The following is a 17,712-nucleotide window of genomic DNA, read 5'->3' on the forward strand; positions in this document are numbered from 1 at the left end:
GAAGCGGCGCGTCGCAGCTCAATGGCTGCGTGTGATCGCGATCGGCTGCACAGCATTCGATCCAGCATTTCCGGGCTTCCTCATGTTGCAATCCGACATCGACTCGCTGCGAACAGCAGCGATTTCCCCGCAGCAGCATTTCATTGCGGGTGCTGCAGTGCCCGGCGCAGGCGGCGCCAGACTCGACGTGATCTCTCCGATCGACGGCCAGCGATTGACGACCATCGCCGATGGCGATGCCGCCGATATCGATCGTGCGGTCCATGCCGCTCGCCGCGTCTACGACAACGGCGCCTGGTCGCGTGCCGCGCCTGCGGAACGCAAGAAAATCCTGCTGCGGTTCGCCGAGCTCGTCGAGCGACACGCAATGGAGCTCGCCGTGCTCGGCGTGCGCGACAACGGCACCGAAATCGGCATGGCGTACAAGGCGGAACCGCTGTCAGCGGTCGCGACCCTTCGCTACTATGCTGAGGCGATCGACAAGATCTATGGCGAGATCGCGCCCACGGCCCGCGAGGTGCTTGGCCTCATTCATCGTGAGCCGCTCGGCGTGGTCGGCGTGATCGTCCCCTGGAACTTTCCGCTGATGATCGGTGCTTGGAAGATCGCGCCGGCGCTTGCCGCCGGCAATTCCGTCGTGGTGAAGCCGCCGGAAACTGCCTCGCTCACGCTGCTGCGTCTGGCGGCGCTTGCGAGCGAGGCGGGATTGCCCGACGGCGTGCTCAATGTCGTCACCGGTCGCGGTGCGACCGCTGGCGAAGCGCTGGCGTTGCACATGGACGTCGACGTGCTCGCCTTCACCGGATCGGGCCCGGTCGGCCGACGGCTCCTGGAATATTCGGCGCGCTCGAACCTCAAGCGGGTCTATCTCGAACTCGGCGGCAAATCGCCGAACGTCGTATTCTCCGATGTGCCTGATATCAAGCAGGCCGCAAAAGTGTCGGCGAACGGCATCTTTCGCAACTCCGGCCAGGTCTGTGTCGCCGGCTCGCGGCTGCTGGTGCAGGCCGCGGTCTACGATCACTTCATGAGCGAGCTGCTCGCGATCACCGGCAAGCTCAAGGTCGGTGATCCTCTCGACCTTGCCTTCGATATCGGGGCGGTCAATAGCGAAGCTCAGCTGTGCAAAAACCTCGATGTCGTGCAGCGGGCAGAGCGGGCGGGCGCCCAGCGCCTGTGCGGTGGCAGGCGGCTGCATGAGGAGCGCGGCGGCTACTACATGGCGCCGACGATCCTTGCCGGCGTGGATTCCGAGATGACTCTGTGGCGCGAGGAGGTCTTTGGGCCGGTGCTTGCGGTGACGCGTTTCGAAGATGAGGAGGAGGCGGTGCGGCTCGCGAATGCGAGCGCGTACGGTCTCGCAGCGGCGGTTTGGACAGGGTCGCTTCGCACTGCGCACCGCATGGTGCGCGCGATCAATGCCGGGGTGGTGCACGTGAACACCTATGGCGGGACCGACGTGACGGTGCCGCTCGGGGGCTTCAAGCAGTCCGGCTTCGGCCGAGACAAGTCGCTACATGCCTTCGACGAATATACCGATCGGAAAACCGCCTGGATTGCATTGTGATGGTGACAACAGAAAACCGAACGGCGGCGCTCGATCGGCTGATCGACGCCGAACAGGCGCGCTTTCTGCGTCTACATCCGCGTTCCGCGGCTGCATGGCGGGAAGGCCGGCGGCACTTCCTTTATGGTGCCCCCTCGCACTGGATGCGGCGCTGGGCTGGAGGATTTCCGATTTATGTAGACGCCGCCTCAGGTGCTCATATTAGAGATATCGACGGCCGCGACTATATCGACTTCTGCCTTGGCGACACCGGTGCGATGTGCGGACACGCGCCGGAGGCGGTGACACGTGCGGTGACGCGGCAGATCGCGCGCGGCGCCACCATGATGTTGCCGACCGAGGACAGCCTCTGGGTCGGCGCCGAGCTGTCGCGCCGCTTCGGTCCTCGGTACTGGACCCTGACGACATCGGCAACCGACGCCAATCGCGCGGCCATTCGCATTGCGCGCATGGTCACGGGCCGGACCAAGGTTCTGGTGTTCTCGGGCTGCTATCATGGCGGGGTCGACGAGGCGCATGTCGAGATCCGCGAGGGGCGGATCGGTTTGCGCAACATGATCCATCCGAACGCCGTCGATTACGATGCCGTAACCAGGGTCGTCGAATTCAACGACATTGCGGCGGTGGAGACGGCGCTTGCCGCAGGCGACGTCGCCTGCGTGCTCACCGAGCCCGTCATGACCAATTTCGGCATGATCCCGGTCGCCGACGGCTTTCATCGCCGTTTGCGGGATGCGACGCGGCGGGCCGGCTCCGTGTTGATCATCGACGAGACGCACACGCTATCCTGCGGGCCGGGGGGCTGTACGGTGCTCTGCGGCCTCGAGCCCGACATCCTTGTCGCCGGCAAGGCGATCGCCGGCGGCATTCCAGCCGGTATCTTTGGTCTCGACCAGGCCCTGGCCGAAAGGCTTTGGCACATCGTTCCCCCCGTCAATCCGCGGCATCGGCAATCAGCGCATCTCGGCTTCGGCGGCACCTTGGCCGGCGGCGCCTTGGCCGTTGCCGCGATGCGCGCGGTGCTGGAAGAAGTCCTGACGGCGCCGGCCTATGCGGGCATGATCGAGCATGCCGAGCGGCTGGCCGCTCGCGGTCGCGATATCATCGCGCGAAGCGCGCTGCCATGGCATGTGACGCAGATCGGCGCCCGCATCGAGATCATGTTCATGAGAGATGTCCCGCGCAACGGCGCCGAAGTCATCGCCGGACGGCAGCCCGAGCTCGAGACACTGATGCATGCCTTCTACATGAACGAAGGCATCCTGATCACACCCTTCCACGGCATGTTGCTGATTTGCCCGGCGACATCGTCGGCCGATGTTAACAGGCATGGCGACGTGTTCGAGCGGTTCGTTGAGCTGGTGCGCGATGCGGGAGTGATCTGAACATGGCGCCGTTCGATCTGACCGACCGCGTCGCGCTCGTCACCGGCGGCGGGCGGGGCATTGGGGCTGCGATCGTCACACGCTTTGCGGAGGCGGGTGCCCATGTGGTGATCGCCAACCGCTCGAAGGACGTAGCCGACGCGCTCGCGGCTGATTTGAGCCGACGCGGTCTCGCTGTGAGCACGATCCCGTTCGACGGGCTCGATCGGCCTGCCTTAAGCAACCTCGTCGATCGTGTCGCCGAACGACTCGGCCGGCTCGATATCCTTGTCCACAATGCCGGCGGCTGTCCCTGGGCGACGCTCGACGACCTCGACGAGGACAAGCTCGACAAGGCCCTGTCGATCAATCTCACCGCGGCGATCTGGCTCATCCAGGCGGCGGCGCCGCATATGCGCGCCCGCCGTTATGGCCGCATCCTTGTGACCTCGTCGATCTCGGCGCGGCTGGCGATGGGCGGTGGCGCGCACTATTCCGCGGCGAAAGCCGGCGTCAACGCCTTTATCCGGGGGGCCGCCTTCGAGCTCGCGCGCGACGGGATCACGGCCAACGCCGTCGAGCCCGGCTTCATCGCCAAGCCCGGGCGCGGCACGTTGAGCACGACAGAGAATCTGTCGCGGATCGCGCGCCACATCCCGATGGGCCGGATCGGGACCGCGGACGACGTCGGCTATGCCATGCTCTATCTCGCCTCCGAGCAGGCAAGCTACGTCACCGGCCAGACCATCGTCATCGACGGCGGAACGATGCTTCCGGAAACCGGCTTCGCCGTCGAACGGCAATGGGGCTGACCGGCGTGGTGCGCCCTCATCAACCGAACGGCTGATTGTGACCAACCAGCGCGCGGAACAAGCTCTCCGGGCAAACGGGATCGAGGAATGAGCGAGATCAAGACCAGCGCGGATACGCTGTTCCGGAACGGCAGGATCTACACCGTCAATCGCGAGCGGCCCTGGGCGAGCTGCGCGGCGGTCAAGGCCGGTCGTTTCGTGGCCGTCGGCGAGGAAGACGATGTCAAATCGTTTGTCGGGAGCGACACCAGAGTGATTGATCTCGGCGGCCGCACCGCGATGCCCGGCATCATCGACATCCACAATCACATCATGATGGGCGGGCAGGCCGATCTCTATAGCTGCGCTTTCCGTCGAACCATTCGATCAGCCAGATCGCCGCCGCCGTGAAGGACGCGGCCGAGAAGGCCGCTCCCGGAGCCTGGATCGTCGGCGGCCAGTTCGGCAACGACCTCCTGTCCAAGCTCAACTCCGACGCCGCCGCCTCCGAGCTCAACACCGCGAGCCTCGGCCATCCCGTGCTGCTGCGCGACGACAGCTATCACAATCGCTGGGCCAGCGTAGAAGCGTTGCGGATCGCGGGCGTCACCGCCGAGACGCAAAACCCAGTCGATGGCGAGATCGGCCGGGATATCGACAGTGGTCGCCTGACCGGATTGATGGTGGAAGCGGCCTCCGGCATCATCGAGCGCGCGCTCGCCAAGGCAGGACACTACACGGCCGAGATGGACCGCGCCGCGGTTGCTCGCTCAATCGGCGTTCTCAACTCGTTCGGCGTCACCGGCTTTGTCGATGCGGCGAGCATGCAGCCGATCCTCGCCGCTCTGAAAGGACTAGACGGTCGCGGCGAGCTGTCGGCCTGGGCGGTCTGCGCCATGCCGATCGTCGAACCCGGGTTCATGTTTGGAATGGCGGGCGAGGAGCTGTTCGCGCTGCGCGATCAATATCGCTCCGCCCATGTGAAGCCGGACTATGCCAAGATGTTCCTGGACGGCGTGCCCGGGGCCAAGACAGCTGCGTTTCACGAGCCTTATGTCGCCGATCCCGTGCGCGGTTGCTGCTTCCGCGGCACCACGATGCTGACGGTGCCGGAGCTGATCCGCTGGCTCGGCAAATGCGAGAAGATCGGACTCGCGGCCAAGATCCATTGCGCCGGGGATGCCGCCGTTACGCAGGCGCTCGATGCGATCGAGGTAGTACGCTCGTTTAACGGCCCGACCGCGCTCATCCACCACATCGCGCATGCGAGCTACATCGCGCCCGATGACATCCCGCGCTTTGCCGATCTGGGCGTCGCCGCCGACCTGTCGCCGATCATCTGGTTTCCGACTGTGTTCCTTGAGGCGCACAAGGCCGCGATGGGCACGGAGCGGGCGCAGCGTTTCTGGCCCAATCGCGACCTCAAGGTCGCTGGTGCCTTGATGGCCGGCGGCTCCGACTGGCCGGTCATCCCGAATCCCGATCCGTGGCATGGCATCGAGGGCATGGTGACACGCCGCAATCCCGCCGGCGACTTTCCCGGCGCCTCGCTGTGGCCGGAGCAGGCGCTGGACCTCGAAACCGTGATCGAGATCTACACGATCAATGCCGCGCGCGCGGCTGGCCTCGGGAATATCACGGGGTCGATCGAGGTCGGCAAGTCCGCCGACCTCATCGTGCTCGATCAGCCCTTGTTCGATATCCCCGCCGACCAGATCGCCGAGACCAACGTTGAACTGACCTTCTTCGAAGGTCGCAAAGTCTACGAGCGCCGCCCATGACGGATGCTCCGCTCATTCCCGTGACCGTGCTGACCGGCTTTCTCGGCAGCGGCAAGACCACGGTCCTGAACCATCTGCTGCGTCAACCCGGCATGGATGGGACGGTCGCAATCATCAACGAGTTCGGCGAGGTCGGGCTCGATCATCTCCTGGTGGAGACGAGCGAAGAGCGGTTCGCGCTGCTCGACAATGGTTGCGTCTGCTGTTCGGTCCGCGAGGACCTGGTTGCGCTGCTCGAGGATTTGCCGGCGCGCGAAGCCACAGGGCGGCTACCGCCGATCCGCCGCGTCCTGATCGAAACCACGGGCCTCGCCGACCCCGTTCCGGTGCTGCATACACTGATGACGGCTCCCCGCATCGGTGCCCGCTATCGGATCGATGGCGTGGTGGTCACCGTCGATGCGGTCAACGCGATCCCCTCGCTCGACGGTCATCCCGAGGCGGTCAAGCAGATCGCGGTCGCGGACCGCATTTTGCTGACCAAGGCAGACCTCGCCGAAGCCGGCACCGTTGCGACGGTGGAGCAGCGGATTCGCGCGATCAATCCGACGGTGTCGGTCATGCCTGTGAATCACGGATCGATCACCCCGGACGCGCTGCTCGAAGCGGGACTGTTCGCGCCGCAAGCGCGGTCGGAGCAGGTCGCAAGCTGGTTCACGGCCGCAACGGCGCCTGGTCCCCGTCATCACGATCATCACGCGCACCGGTCGCGGATCTCCTGCTTCAGCCTCGTCGTGAACGAGCCGATCCGCTGGGCAGCGTTCTCGCGCTGGCTCGATTACGTCGCGGCGCTCAAAGGCGACGACCTCTTGCGCTTCAAGGCGCTGGTCAACGTCGCCGACCGGCCGCAGGGGCCGGTGGTCGTCCATGCCGTGCAGCATGTGCTGCACCCGCCGATCGCGCTGGATAGCTGGCCGTCGGCCGACCGCAGCTCGCGCCTCGTCTTCATCGTCCGCGATATTCCGGCAGAGGCGATCGAGCGCACGCTGGCGCGGTTCGGCGAGATCAGTCGCGAGAGCATCACGCGACCGGCCGCGTGACTTGGACCAGTTTTCATCAACGGATGATTTGCAGGAGGTATGTCGTGAGCGAGAGCAGCAAGTTCACAGCGAACGTCAGAAGCGGGAAGATCAGCCGCCGGAGCCTACTCAAGGCCGCCGGAACCGCTGGTCTGGCGGCCGCAAGCAACGTGCCGCTGGTCAATATCGCGGGCGCGGCGTCGAGCACGATCAAGATCGGCTGGTGCGGCTGCCTATCGGGCGTGCGCGCCGCCTTCGCCGAGCCGGATCCCTGGATCCATGAGCGGATGAAGGGCCTGGTCAAGGACGGTCTGAAGATCGGCGGCAAGAACTACGCCGTCGAATTCGTCATCAAGGACAACCAGTCCGATCCAAACCGCTCCTCGGTCGTCGCCAGCGAGCTGGTGCTTCGTGAAAGATGCGACCTCATCCTGGTCGAGGACGGTGATGCCGAGATCCCGATCGGCGAGCTCGCCGACGCCCGCGGCGTGCCGACCATCTCGACCATGCTGCCGTGGCAGGGCTGGATGTTTCCGCGCAAGTCGACGCCCGACAAGGGCTTCCCCTACACGTTCCATTTCTTCTGGGGGGCGGACGATGTCGTTAAGAATTTCGTCGGCATGTGGCAGTCGGTCGACACCAACAAGAAGGTCGGCACGCTCTATATCGACAATCCGGCGGGCACCGCGTTCTCGGATCAGAAGCTGGGCCTGCCAGCGGGCATCAAGCAGGCCGGCTTCCAGGAGGTCACGACCGGCAGCTTCCAGATTGCGACCGACGACTTCTCCAACCAGGTCTCCACCTTCAAGAACGCCGGCACAGACATCGTCTCGGGGTTCACGTACGGCAATCACTGGGTGACGCTGTGGAATCAGGCCGCGCAGGCCGGCTTCAGGCCGCAGATCTGCACGGTGGCCGCGGCGTTCCTGTTCCCGAGTGCGGTCAATGCGCTCGGCGATCGCGGTGACGGCATGTCGACGGAGGTCTGGTGGACGCCGGCCTATCCCTTCAAATCCTCGCTCACCGGCCAGAGCGCAGCCGAGCTCGCGGCCGAATGGGAGAAGACGACCGGCAAGCAATGGACGCAGCCGATTGGCTATGCCCACGCGCTCTGGGAAGTCGGCTTAGCCGCTTTGCGCAACAGCGATCCCAAGGACAAGAACTCGCTCCGCGATGCCATCGCAGGGTTGGACCTCGAGACCGTTGTCGGCCCGGTGAAGTTCAAGGGCAGCCCGATCAAGAACGTCGCGGTCACCTCGCTATCCGGCGGCCAGTGGCGCAAGGCCAAGGGCGGCAAGTCGCCCTATGAGCTCCTGATCGTTCACAACGGCACCGCGCCGTTCATCCCGAAACAGGCCGATCTCGTGCTGCTCTCGAAGCTCGCCTGAGCGGGAGCGGATCGGCGCGGACACAAAGCAAATGGTCGACGTGCTGCGCGTTGCAGGTCTCTGCAAGAGTTTCGGGGTCATCCGCGTTGCCGATGACCTCGATTTCAAGCTCGCGCTCGGCGAATGCCTTGGCGTGATCGGCCCGAACGGGGCAGGCAAGAGCTCGGTGCTCAATCTGATCGTCGGATTGATCAGGGCGGATGCTGGTTCGATCAGCCTGGATGGCCGGGACATCACACATGTTCCGGCCCATCGGCGCGCTCGCCTTGGCATCGGCCGGGCCTTCCAGATTCCGCAACCATTCCCGCATCTCACGGCCTATGAAAACGTGCTCGTGGCGGCGACCTACGGCGGTGGCCTGCACGGTTCGGCCGCAGCCGACTGGGCCATGGACGTGCTTGGCCGCACCTCGCTTGCCGTCAAGGCGGACCGTATCGCCGGCGCTCTGCCCTTGATCGACCGCAAGAGCCTCGAATTCGCCAAGGCGCTGGCCTCCAAGCCCCGCCTGATCCTGCTCGACGAGATCGCGGCGGGCCTGACCGAGCCGGAGGTCGAGCGCCTGATCGAGATCATCGCGGGCGTGAAGGCGGATCACGCCATGATCTGGATCGAGCACATTCCGCATGCCCTGCGGGCTGTGGCCGATCGAATCCTGGTCCTGAATTTCGGTCGCAAGGTGCTCGAGGGTCCGCCGGGAGAGGTTATGGATAGCCGCACGGTCAAGGAAATCTACATGGGATTGACTGCCGATGACGCTGCTTGAAGTCGAAGATCTGAATGTATTCTACGGTGATCTGCAGGCGATCTTCGGACTCGCGTTTTCCGTGGCCGAGCGTGAGTCGGTTGCGCTCGTGGGCGCCAACGGCGCCGGCAAGACCACATTCCTGCGCGCGCTCGTCGGCCTGATCGACGGCAAGCAGGGCCGGGTTCGGTTCGACGGCAGAGATATCCAGGACACGCCGGCAGAGCACATTGCGCGTCTTGGTCTCGGCATGGTGCCGGAAGGTCGCATGCTGTTCGACACCCTGAGCGTTGAGGAAAATCTCCTGATGGGGCAGGTGAGCCGGCGTTCCGGCGCATGGACGCTGCCACGCGTGTTCGATCTGTTTCCGGCTCTGGAGGAGCGGCGCAATCATCTGCCGCGGCAACTTTCGGGCGGGCAGCAGCAGATGGTGGCGATCGGCCGCGCGCTGATGTGCAACCCGCGCCTCCTGCTTTGCGACGAGATCTCACTCGGCCTTGCGCCTGTCATGGTCGAGCAGATCTACGGGGCGTTCAAGAATATCCGCAAAGAGGGAACGGCGCTGGTGCTGGTCGAGCAGGATGTCAAGCGCGCCGCCGGCGCAACCGACCGCATCTACTGCCTGCTGAAGGGACGCGTGTCGCTGACCGCGAATGCCGGGGACGTCAGCGTCACCGAATTGACGCAAGCCTATTTCGGGATGTGAGCGAGGGGACATGGCCTGGATCGAGACGTTGGTGAACGGAGCCTTGCTGGGCGGTCTCTACGGCCTTCTCGGCATCGGATTGGCACTGGTCTTTGGCGTGATGCGGCTGGTCAATATCGCGCATGGCGAGTTCATGGTGCTTGCCGCTTACCTCGCTGTGATCCTGGTCGGCCTGTTTCCGCAGGTCCATCCGCTGTTCGTGCTGATCCCAGTCGTGATCGCGGCCTTCGGGGTCGGCTATCTCTACCAGGCCGTGATCATGAATCGGGTGGCGCGGGCGCCGGATCCGCTCGCGCCGCTGTTGCTGACATTCGGCGTCTCCATTGTGTTGCGCAACCTGATGGTCGAGGTATTCGGCGCCGACGTCAGGGGCCTCCAGCTCGGCGAGCTCTCGCGCGCGAGCATCAGGCTGTTCGGGCTCAGCATCGGGGTCATGCCCTTGCTGACCCTGGTCGCGGCGGTGCTGCTGTTTCTGTTGCTGCAATGGGCGCTCAAGCGCACGAGCTTCGGCCGTATCGTGCGCGCGACCGCCGACCGGCGCGACATCGTGCGCCTGTTCGGCGTCAAGCCGGACCTTGTCTACAATTACGTCATGGGCCTGTCATTGGCGCTGGGCGCGATCGGCGGGGTGCTGCTCGCGGTGCGATCGAGCTTCACGCCATTTTCCGGTGTAGAGCGCCTGCTGATCGCCTTCGAGGTCGTTGTACTTGGCGGCATCGGCTCGTTCTGGGGCGCGCTGCTGGGCGGCATTGTGCTCGGCATGGCGCAACTCGCCGGTCTGAAATGGGATGCGAACGCCGGCTTGCTCTATGCGCATTTGCTGTTCTTCGTGATGCTCCTGATCCGTCCCGCTGGTCTGGTGGCGAGCAGGGCCTGATCAGATGAAGGGAATCGCGATCTCCTATGCCGTCACCGCAGCGCTGCTCGTCGCCGGGCCATGGCTGTTAGGCGAGGGCGGTTTACGATTTGCGACCGAGTGCCTCCTGATCCTGGCGATGGCGCAGATGTGGAACCTGCTGGCGGGCTATGCCGGCCTCGTCTCGTTCGGTCATCAAGTGTTCGTCGGAATTGGGGCCTATGGCCTATTCCTGATCTCCGATACTCTCGATCTGTCGCCCTATTGGGTTCTACCGATTGCGCCGCTTGCCTGCGCCGTAGTCGCTTCCGTGATTGCGCTGCCCCTGTTCCGGCTGCGTGAGGCCTATTTCTCGATCGCGATGTGGGTGTTCTCCGAAATCGTCGCGGCGCTTGTGACAAAAGCGGCCTGGCTTGGTGGCAGCGCGGGTCTGCCGTTGAGATCGAGCCGCTTGCTCGACCTCGACTGGTTCGAGCCTGTGTTGTTCTGGATTGCAGGCGGACTGGCGCTCGGGACGATCGGCGGGCTGTTTCTGCTGATGCGGTCCGGTTTCGGTCTCGGTCTCATGAGCGTGCGGGACAACGATCTGGCCGCGATGAGCGTCGGGGTCGACGTTCAGCGCAATCGCTTCATCGTCTTCGTGCTGTCAGCCGCCGGCTGCGGGCTTGCCGGCGCGGTCTCATTTCTCGGCAATCTCTACGTCTCGCCGGCGGCGGCATTTGACGTGAACTGGGTCGTCTACATGATGTTCATCGTGATGATCGGCGGCATCGGGACGCTCGAAGGCCCCATCATCGGGACGGTGATCTTCTTCGGCCTGCGCGAGCTCATCACTGATCAGCTCGGCTATTCCGCCGGCTGGTACCTGGTCGCGCTGGGTACGGTCGCCGTGATCGTCATGCTCTGGTCGCCGCGAGGCCTCTGGCCGCCGTTGCGCGATCGCTTCGGCCTCAAGCTTCTCGGCGTCGGGCGGACGGCGCCGACAGCGCCTGACGTTCCGCCGCTGGCCGGCAAGGTCGGACAATTGGGATGATCGGCATGTCTACAGACGATCTCTGTTACTTTACGGCAACCCACCAGAAGGCGCTGCTGGCCTCCCGCCGCATCAGCACGCTCGAGTTGCTCGAGCTGCATCTTGATCGGGTGAAGCGCGTCAACCCATCCTGCAATGCCGTGGTCGCGCTCGACGAGGAGGGCGCGCGCCGTCAGGCTCGCGCCATCGACGAAGGGATGGCGCGAGGCGAGAAAGTCCACGCGCTGCATGGCCTGCCGATGACCATCAAGGATTCCTTCGCCGTCGCAGGCATGGCTGCGACCTGCGGCCTGGAGGAGCTGCGCGACTACCGGCCGAGGGAGGATGCGGTCGCGGTTTCGAAAGTCCGCGCCGCCGGTGCCGTGATTTTCGGCAAGACCAACCTGCCGGCGCGAGCCGCCGATCACCAGTCCTGCAACACTCTGTTCGGGCTCACGCGCAATCCCTGGGACGGAGAGCGCACGGTCGGCGGCTCCTCCGGAGGCTCCGCCGCGGCGCTTGCGGCAGGCCTGACCTCACTGGAGCTTGGCAGTGACATCGGCGGCTCGATCCGCGTTCCCGCGCATTTCTGCGGCGTTTACGGCCACAAGCCGAGCCATGGCCTCGTCAGCACCGAAGGTCATATCCCGCCGCCGCCCGGCCACAGCGCTCCGAAAGAGTTGGGTGTTGCGGGGCCATTGGCCCGTAGTGCATCCGATCTCGAGCTGTTGTTCGATGTTGTTCTCGGCACGCCGGACCTCGAGGCCGCCGGCGCGGCGTTGCGGTTGCCGGCCGCGCGGCATGACGATCTTCGATCGTTTCGAGTCGCGGTCTGGAACGATGCTCAGGCTTATCCGCTGGATGATGCCTACGCGGCCACGATCGAGGGGTTGGCGGATGATCTTGCACGCCTTGGCGCCAAGGTGAACAGGCAGGCACGACCTCCCATCGATGCCGCTGCAAGCTATGACGTCTATCTGCAGACCCTCTTTGGCATCATTGGCGGCGGCCTGCCGCCACAAGCGCGCGAAGGGCTGCTCGCGGCGGGGGAGACGGCCGAGAGCGGCGGCTATCCGCGCCGCGTAGCCGATGCGGTGCGCCAGTCCTTGTCTCAACATTTTGCCGCGACGGAAGCGCGGCATCAGCTCTATCGCGCATGGGGCCGCTTCTTCGCGGACTACGACGTGCTACTTTGCCCGGTCACACCGACGGTGGCGTTCCCGCACGATATCGAGCGCCTCGATCTCGCCGCGCAATTCACCCGGCGCCTCAAGGTGAACGGCGGCACAATTCCCTACATGGACAATCTGGCCTGGCCCGGTCTTGTCACAGTCGCCAATCTTCCGGCGACCGCCATTCCGACGGGCCGCAGGGTTGGTCGCGTTCCTGCCGGCGTGCAGGTGGTCGGGCCGTATCTCGGCGATCGCACCACACTGAGATTTGCCCAACTGGTCGAGCAGGCATTGGGTGGCTTTGCCCGCCCGCCTGGCATCTGATCGGCCAGCGGCATGCCGATCGAAATTCGTACCGGTCGTCCCGTCACGCTTGCCCCGCAAGGAATGGTGACGTCGCCGCATGCGTTGGCCTCGAGTGCCGGCGTCGACGTCTTGCGCGCGGGCGGCTCCGCTGTTGACGCTGCGATCGCCACAAGCGCCGTCCTGGCTGTGGTGTATCCGCACATGACCGGGCTCGGTGGTGACGCGTTCTGGTTGATCCATGAGGGGCACAGCGGCGCCGTCAAATTCCTCAACGGCGGCGGAAAGGCGGCTGCCACTGCCTCGCTGGCGGCACTGCGCGAGAGAGGCATGAGCGAGATCCCGCTGCGGGGCATTGTTCCAGCGACGCTGACCGTGCCCGGCGCCGTGGCAAGCTGGACCGAGGCTCATCAGGCCCATGGGCGCCTGCCGCTTGCGAAGGTGTTAGAGAGCGCCATTGTCTACGCGCGGGACGGCTTTCCCGTCACTGCGCGGCTTGCGAGCTTCATCGAACTGATGCATGGCGAGCTTGTGCAGCAGGCCGAAGCGGCCGCGCTGTTCCTTCCGGATGGCGCGATCCCGGCGGCGGGCGCGAAGCTCGCAAATCCCGATCTCGCCCGTACGCTGCAAGCGATCGCGGATACCGGCTGGGCTGGCTTCTACCGCGGAGCCGTTGCCGAGGAGCTCGCGCGCTTCTCGCGCGAAGCGGGCGGTCTCTTTCGGGAGGCCGACCTTGAGCACCAGATGGCGAGCTGGGGCGTGCCGCTGGTTGGCCGCTATCGCAATGTCGATATCTACAACACCCCGCCGCCCACCCAGGGCTTTTCCGTCATCGAGATGCTCAACCTGCTCGAGCCCTATGAACTGAACAAAAAGGATCTGCTAGGCCCGGACCGCGTACACCTCATGGTGCAGGCCAAGCAGATCGCCTATCATGATCGTGATGGCGTGCTCGCCGATCCCGCATTCGCGGAAGTGCCGGTTGAAAGGCTGATCTCCAAAGCACACGCGGCCAAACGTGCCGAATTGATCGACGTCCGCTCTGTGCTGCGATGGGACCAGGTCCCGTCGTACGGCAGCCTGGCCGGCGACACCGTCTATGTTGCCGCAGTCGACAGTGATGGGAATGCGGTCTCGCTGATCCAGAGCCTGTATGGCGCGTTCGGCTCCTGCTTGGTCGCGGGGCGCACCGGCGTCGTGCTTCAGAACCGCGGCGCCTATTTTTCACTCGATTCCGATCATCCCAATCGCCTCGAACCAGGCAAGATTCCGCTGCATACCTTGATCGCCTCCCTCGCCAAGCGCGACGGTAGACTATGGAGCGTGCTCGGCTGCATGGGCGCGGACGGTCAACCGCAGATCCAGCTTCAGCTCTATTCGGCGATGATCGATCATGGCCTCGATATCCAGGAGGCGATCGAACTGCCGCGCTTCCTGTCCGGCCGCTTCGGTCTGGGCGAAGCGCGAGACACCCTCCATCTGGAGGGCCGTTTTCCCGGTGAGGTTGTGTGTGAGCTCGCGCAGCGGGGGCACATCGTCGATCGTTGGGGCGCCTGGAACGAGATGGCGGGCCACGCTCATGGAATTACAATTGATCCGCAAGGCGGGATCTTGATTGGCGGCTCTGACCCGCGCAGCGATGGCGCTGCAATTGGCCATTGAGTCCATCCAGCATGTGCTGCATTCGTCAGTCTGATGGTTGTGACGAGGCCGCCGATATGGCGTGAAGCTCGCTCCGGTCAAGTCCAGATGCTTTCTGGCGTGATGATCTCGAACGGCACGATGCGTTGTTCGATCGATGCGGTATTTCTCCGTTCCACAAGATGCAGCATCACCTCGATGAGTTGGCGTGGCATCTTTTCTATCGAATGGCATAGGGCGGCCGTGATCAGACCCTCGGTCAAACCTTTGCGCGCTTCAGGGCCAATATCACGGCAAATGATGCGGATGTCTCGCTGCCGCTCAATGGGGAGTTCGCGCATGGCGCGCAGAACGCCAGAAATGCCGCCGCCATTGACGAAGAGACCGCGAAGGTCGGGCTCCTCGTCGATCAATCGGCGAAAGATGGAATATGCGTTTTCTGGCTCCTCGTGCGTCAGGATCGTCTCGGCCACTTGGAAATCCGGCGCGTGCTCGCGCATGTACGAGCGAAAGCTCGCATCAGAGATGTCCTGACACTGATAGCGGTGGGAGCCAATCAAGGGCACGACCCTCCCAGGCTCGGTCGCCGTTTGGCTGACAAACCATGCGGCAGTGCGACCGGCTTTCCAGTTGTCCGTGCCGACAAAGCCCGCGCGGCTGGCCGCCGACAGATCGGTCACGTAGGCCACAACAGGAACGCCTCGCGCCCGGAGCTCATCGATCGCCTGGCTGACCAACGGGTGATCGGCCGTGATGATGGCCAGCGCATCAGCATTTTCCCCCATCTTCATGAGATTGGTTGCGACTGCTTCGGGTGACAGATCATCCTCGAACTGAACATTCGTCTCAATCACAGCATCAGCATATCGCGCGGCGGCATCCGTGATCCCCTCGGCCCACATCTGATAGAGGGGGCGGTGCGACTGCTGCATCAGAAAGCCGAGCCTGCGGTGCGGGAGGTTTTCCCGCTTGCGCGCGCGCAAACTGCCCAGACCGTAGAACCCGATCTCGTCCGCCGCATCCAGAATGCGGTCGACCGTTTCCTGCCGTACCGAGCCGGTCCCGTGCAGGAGCCTGTTGACCGTCGAAAGACTGACCCCTGCTGCCTTCGACAGATCAGCGATCGTTGGTCTGTTCATCCGACCTCCAGTTTCATTCGTGAATGACATTTTTTGGCATATTATCATGCCGGATGAATGATTGTGGTGTCATCCTGACATCTCAAAGATTAACAATCAACGGGCATCAACGAATGCTTTGGGAGGAGATTTATGAAACGAGCGAAGGGCATTGCCGCCGTATTGCTTGCAGCGTCCGCGATCATGATGGGGGCGGGTCCAGCCGACGCGGCAAATATCGCCGTGGTCGGCGGCAAGAACGACGACGCGTTCTGGAACATCATCAAGAAGGGTCTGGACGATGCGCGCCTCGTCGTCCAAGCGAACGGCGGTTCGGTGAACTACCTTCGTCTGCAGACCTACGACAATTTCGCCCCGGATGTTGTCCAACTCATCCGGACGGCGATCAGCCAAGGCGTCAACGGCCTCGTGATCCCGAACTGGGTCCCCGAAGCCGAAGATCCGGCCATTCAGGATGCGATCAAGGCTGGGGTTACTGTCATCCTGATGAATGCCGGCGGACAGGACAAGGCCGTCAAGCTTGGCGCCATCAACTATGTAGGCACCGACGAATACATCGCAGGCAAGGCCGGTGGCGAGTACTTCGCAAAGCATGGCAAGAAGAATGTCCTCTGTGTGAACACGATTCCCGGTGCTGCCAACCTGGAGGCGCGCTGCAAAGGCGTGATCGACGGCATCACCAAGCAGGGTGGTGCGGCGAAGCAATTGCCGCTACCGGCGACCAGCTTCGGCGATCCAACCGCCGTCGCTGAGGCCATCAAGGCAACTCTGCTTCAGGACGCCAATATTGACGGCTTGATCACAATCGGAGCTGGCGACGCAGATTCCGCGGCGATCGGCATCACTCAGGCCGGCAAGACCCAGTCGGTCATGCTGGGGACGTTCGACCTGAACCAGTCCGGCCTCGACCGCATCAAGGGACACACCCAGGGCTTCGCTATCGATCAGCAGCCCTATCTGCAGTCGTTCTTGGCGGTGACGTTGCTGGCTTCTGCCATCGATTTTGGTACCGACCTGCCGACGGCACCGGTTCTCACCGGTCCCAGCATCGTCGATGCCTCGACAATCAATGCCACGCTGGCCGGTGTCAAAAAAGGCGCCCGCTGAACACCCGGCGTTTAGCCTCGGCCTGCGGACTCATCCGCAGGCCCCACGCCCTATTGTCAACGCGTGAAGCTTTGCGCCGCTTTCGCGTGCGCATCCGCGAGTTCAGGGAATTTTCATGAGTAGTCTCTCGATCCGCAGTCTGCTGCGCCGTCCCGAGGCCGGAGCGCTTCTCGGCCTTGTCGCAGTACTTGCGTTCTTCGTCGTCTTCGGCAGCACCAGCTTTCTCAAACCCGCGGGCATTGCCAGCTGGTTGAACGTCGCCGCCAATCTCGGCATCGTCGCGATCCCGGTCGGTCTGCTGATGATTGCGGGTGAGCTCGACATTTCGATCGGCGCGACCATCCCCGCCGGTGCGCTGGCCGTGGCGATTATCTCGGGCCATTATAGTCAGCCGATCTGGATGGGTATGGCCGGGGCGCTCGGCCTCGGTCTGGTAGTCGGCTTGATCAACGGCATCCTGGTGGTACGAACTGCCGTGCCGTCACTGATCGTCACGCTCGGCACTTTGTTTGCGGTACAAGGACTTGCCTTGGGCTTTTCCGTGCTGCTGACCGGCACGACCAGCGTGGCGCTGAGTCCCGCCAAATCCGGCCCGCTGGTCAAAGCGCTGTTCGGCGAATTCATTGGCGGCAGCTTCCAGGTCATCATCTGCTGGTGGCTTGCTCTAGCTGCCGTGTACATCTTCTACGTTCACTTTTCGCCCTTCGGTAACTGGATTTTCGCGATGGGGGGCGACAAGGTCAGCGCGCGCAATGCCGGGATTCCCACGCGCCGGCTGACGATCGTGCTCTTCGTGCTCTCCTCGACGAGTGCGGCGTTTGTTGGCATGTGCCAGGCCATTCTGTTCAATGTCGCCCAGGTTTCGGCCGGGATGACCTTCATCTTCAACTCAATCATCTCTGTCGTTGTCGGCGGCGTGTTGCTGACCGGTGGGTTCGGATCGGTCGCCGGAATTTTCTTCGGCACTGTGACCTTCGCCGTCGTCAACCAGGGCATCTACTTCACGACCTTCGACCGCAACTGGTCGAGCCTGATCATCGGCATCATGCTGCTTCTGGCCGTGCTGATGAACAACACGTTCCGCAACATGGCGCTGGCCTACAGGCCGAGGAAGAAGTGAGGCG

At 63.8% G+C, this 17,712-nt stretch carries 14 protein-coding genes and 1 pseudogene; 14 read left to right on the forward strand and 1 reads right to left on the reverse strand.

Annotated elements, in window-relative coordinates; translation table 11 throughout:
- The first annotated feature begins 85 nt into the window (after nucleotides 1-85).
- The 12 genes and pseudogenes from BM222_RS31055 to ggt all read left to right on the forward strand — a co-directional run bounded on the left by BM222_RS31055 (nucleotide 86) and on the right by ggt (nucleotide 14,363).
- Nucleotides 86-1,567: an aldehyde dehydrogenase gene (locus BM222_RS31055; protein WP_210188522.1), complete on the forward strand. Its 1,482-nt coding sequence runs from the start codon at nucleotides 86-88 to the stop codon at nucleotides 1,565-1,567.
- Nucleotides 1,567-2,952 (forward strand): transaminase, encoded by a 1,386-nt coding sequence (locus BM222_RS31060; protein WP_092236910.1) that lies wholly within the window; start codon nucleotides 1,567-1,569, stop codon nucleotides 2,950-2,952. The genes BM222_RS31055 and BM222_RS31060 overlap by 1 nt, the downstream gene beginning before the upstream one ends.
- A gap of 2 nt (nucleotides 2,953-2,954) precedes the next feature.
- The gene (locus tag BM222_RS31065) at nucleotides 2,955-3,743 is read left to right on the forward strand and encodes an SDR family NAD(P)-dependent oxidoreductase (protein WP_092236913.1); all 789 of its coding nucleotides are present in this window, start codon (nucleotides 2,955-2,957) and stop codon (nucleotides 3,741-3,743) included.
- 87 nt (nucleotides 3,744-3,830) lie between these two features.
- Nucleotides 3,831-5,503: pseudogene (locus tag BM222_RS31070) on the forward strand (amidohydrolase).
- On the forward strand, nucleotides 5,500-6,543 hold the full coding sequence (locus BM222_RS31075; protein WP_092236916.1) for a CobW family GTP-binding protein: 1,044 nt from the start codon (nucleotides 5,500-5,502) through the stop codon (nucleotides 6,541-6,543). Before BM222_RS31070 ends, BM222_RS31075 begins: the two are co-directional and overlap by 4 nt.
- A gap of 44 nt (nucleotides 6,544-6,587) precedes the next feature.
- On the forward strand, nucleotides 6,588-7,910 hold the full coding sequence (locus tag BM222_RS31080; RefSeq protein ID WP_244547329.1) for an ABC transporter substrate-binding protein: 1,323 nt from the start codon (nucleotides 6,588-6,590) through the stop codon (nucleotides 7,908-7,910).
- Nucleotides 7,911-7,941: 31 nt separating this feature from the next.
- Entirely contained in the window at nucleotides 7,942-8,673 is a 732-nt protein-coding gene (locus tag BM222_RS31085) for an ABC transporter ATP-binding protein (RefSeq protein ID WP_092236919.1), read from the forward strand.
- Nucleotides 8,660-9,358, forward strand: a complete 699-nt coding sequence (locus BM222_RS31090; protein ID WP_092236922.1) for an ABC transporter ATP-binding protein — start codon at nucleotides 8,660-8,662, stop codon at nucleotides 9,356-9,358. Before BM222_RS31085 ends, BM222_RS31090 begins: the two co-directional genes overlap by 14 nt.
- Nucleotides 9,359-9,368: 10 nt before the next feature.
- Nucleotides 9,369-10,235, forward strand: coding sequence for a branched-chain amino acid ABC transporter permease (locus tag BM222_RS31095; protein WP_092236925.1), 867 nt, complete (start codon nucleotides 9,369-9,371; stop codon nucleotides 10,233-10,235).
- A 4-nt stretch (nucleotides 10,236-10,239) separates the two neighbouring features.
- On the forward strand, nucleotides 10,240-11,247 hold the full coding sequence (locus BM222_RS31100; protein ID WP_092236928.1) for a branched-chain amino acid ABC transporter permease: 1,008 nt from the start codon (nucleotides 10,240-10,242) through the stop codon (nucleotides 11,245-11,247).
- A 5-nt stretch (nucleotides 11,248-11,252) separates the two neighbouring features.
- Complete coding sequence (locus BM222_RS31105) at nucleotides 11,253-12,722, forward strand: amidase (protein WP_092237055.1); 1,470 nt, start codon at nucleotides 11,253-11,255, stop codon at nucleotides 12,720-12,722.
- Nucleotides 12,723-12,734: 12 nt separating this feature from the next.
- Nucleotides 12,735-14,363 carry a gamma-glutamyltransferase gene (ggt, locus tag BM222_RS31110; RefSeq protein WP_092236930.1) on the forward strand — a complete coding sequence of 543 codons (1,629 nt, stop codon included), beginning with the start codon at nucleotides 12,735-12,737 and terminating at the stop codon, nucleotides 14,361-14,363.
- Nucleotides 14,364-14,440: 77 nt separating this feature from the next.
- Here ggt and BM222_RS31115 read toward each other — a convergent pair whose 3' ends face one another.
- The gene (locus BM222_RS31115; RefSeq protein WP_092236933.1) at nucleotides 14,441-15,481 is read right to left on the reverse strand and encodes a LacI family DNA-binding transcriptional regulator; all 1,041 of its coding nucleotides are present in this window, start codon (nucleotides 15,479-15,481) and stop codon (nucleotides 14,441-14,443) included.
- 132 nt (nucleotides 15,482-15,613) lie between these two features.
- Between BM222_RS31115 and BM222_RS31120 the strand changes: the two genes are divergently transcribed.
- Nucleotides 15,614-16,588 (forward strand): substrate-binding domain-containing protein, encoded by a 975-nt coding sequence (locus tag BM222_RS31120; protein WP_092236936.1) that lies wholly within the window; start codon nucleotides 15,614-15,616, stop codon nucleotides 16,586-16,588.
- A gap of 115 nt (nucleotides 16,589-16,703) precedes the next feature.
- Nucleotides 16,704-17,708 (forward strand): ABC transporter permease, encoded by a 1,005-nt coding sequence (locus BM222_RS31125; RefSeq protein WP_092236939.1) that lies wholly within the window; start codon nucleotides 16,704-16,706, stop codon nucleotides 17,706-17,708.
- The last annotated feature ends 4 nt before the right edge of the window (nucleotides 17,709-17,712 follow it).

The sequence above is a fragment of the Bradyrhizobium sp. Gha genome, from assembly GCF_900113735.1.
In the GTDB taxonomy this organism is placed as follows: Bacteria; Pseudomonadota; Alphaproteobacteria; order Rhizobiales; family Xanthobacteraceae; genus Bradyrhizobium.

Bases quoted from the DNA above. Each gene is read 5' to 3' on its own strand.
- BM222_RS31060 (WP_092236910.1), top strand. From the start codon at position 1,567: ATGGTGACAACAGAAAACCGAACGGCGGCGCTCGATCGGCTGATCGAC.
- BM222_RS31065 (WP_092236913.1), top strand. From the start codon at position 2,955: ATGGCGCCGTTCGATCTGACCGACCGCGTCGCGCTCGTCACCGGCGGC.
- BM222_RS31075 (WP_092236916.1), top strand. From the start codon at position 5,500: ATGACGGATGCTCCGCTCATTCCCGTGACCGTGCTGACCGGCTTTCTC.
- BM222_RS31085 (WP_092236919.1), top strand. From the start codon at position 7,942: ATGGTCGACGTGCTGCGCGTTGCAGGTCTCTGCAAGAGTTTCGGGGTC.
- BM222_RS31090 (WP_092236922.1), top strand. From the start codon at position 8,660: ATGACGCTGCTTGAAGTCGAAGATCTGAATGTATTCTACGGTGATCTG.
- BM222_RS31095 (WP_092236925.1), top strand. From the start codon at position 9,369: ATGGCCTGGATCGAGACGTTGGTGAACGGAGCCTTGCTGGGCGGTCTC.
- BM222_RS31100 (WP_092236928.1), top strand. From the start codon at position 10,240: ATGAAGGGAATCGCGATCTCCTATGCCGTCACCGCAGCGCTGCTCGTC.
- BM222_RS31105 (WP_092237055.1), top strand. From the start codon at position 11,253: ATGTCTACAGACGATCTCTGTTACTTTACGGCAACCCACCAGAAGGCG.
- ggt (WP_092236930.1), top strand. From the start codon at position 12,735: ATGCCGATCGAAATTCGTACCGGTCGTCCCGTCACGCTTGCCCCGCAA.
- BM222_RS31115 (WP_092236933.1), bottom strand. From the start codon at position 15,481: ATGAACAGACCAACGATCGCTGATCTGTCGAAGGCAGCAGGGGTCAGT.
- BM222_RS31120 (WP_092236936.1), top strand. From the start codon at position 15,614: ATGAAACGAGCGAAGGGCATTGCCGCCGTATTGCTTGCAGCGTCCGCG.
- BM222_RS31125 (WP_092236939.1), top strand. From the start codon at position 16,704: ATGAGTAGTCTCTCGATCCGCAGTCTGCTGCGCCGTCCCGAGGCCGGA.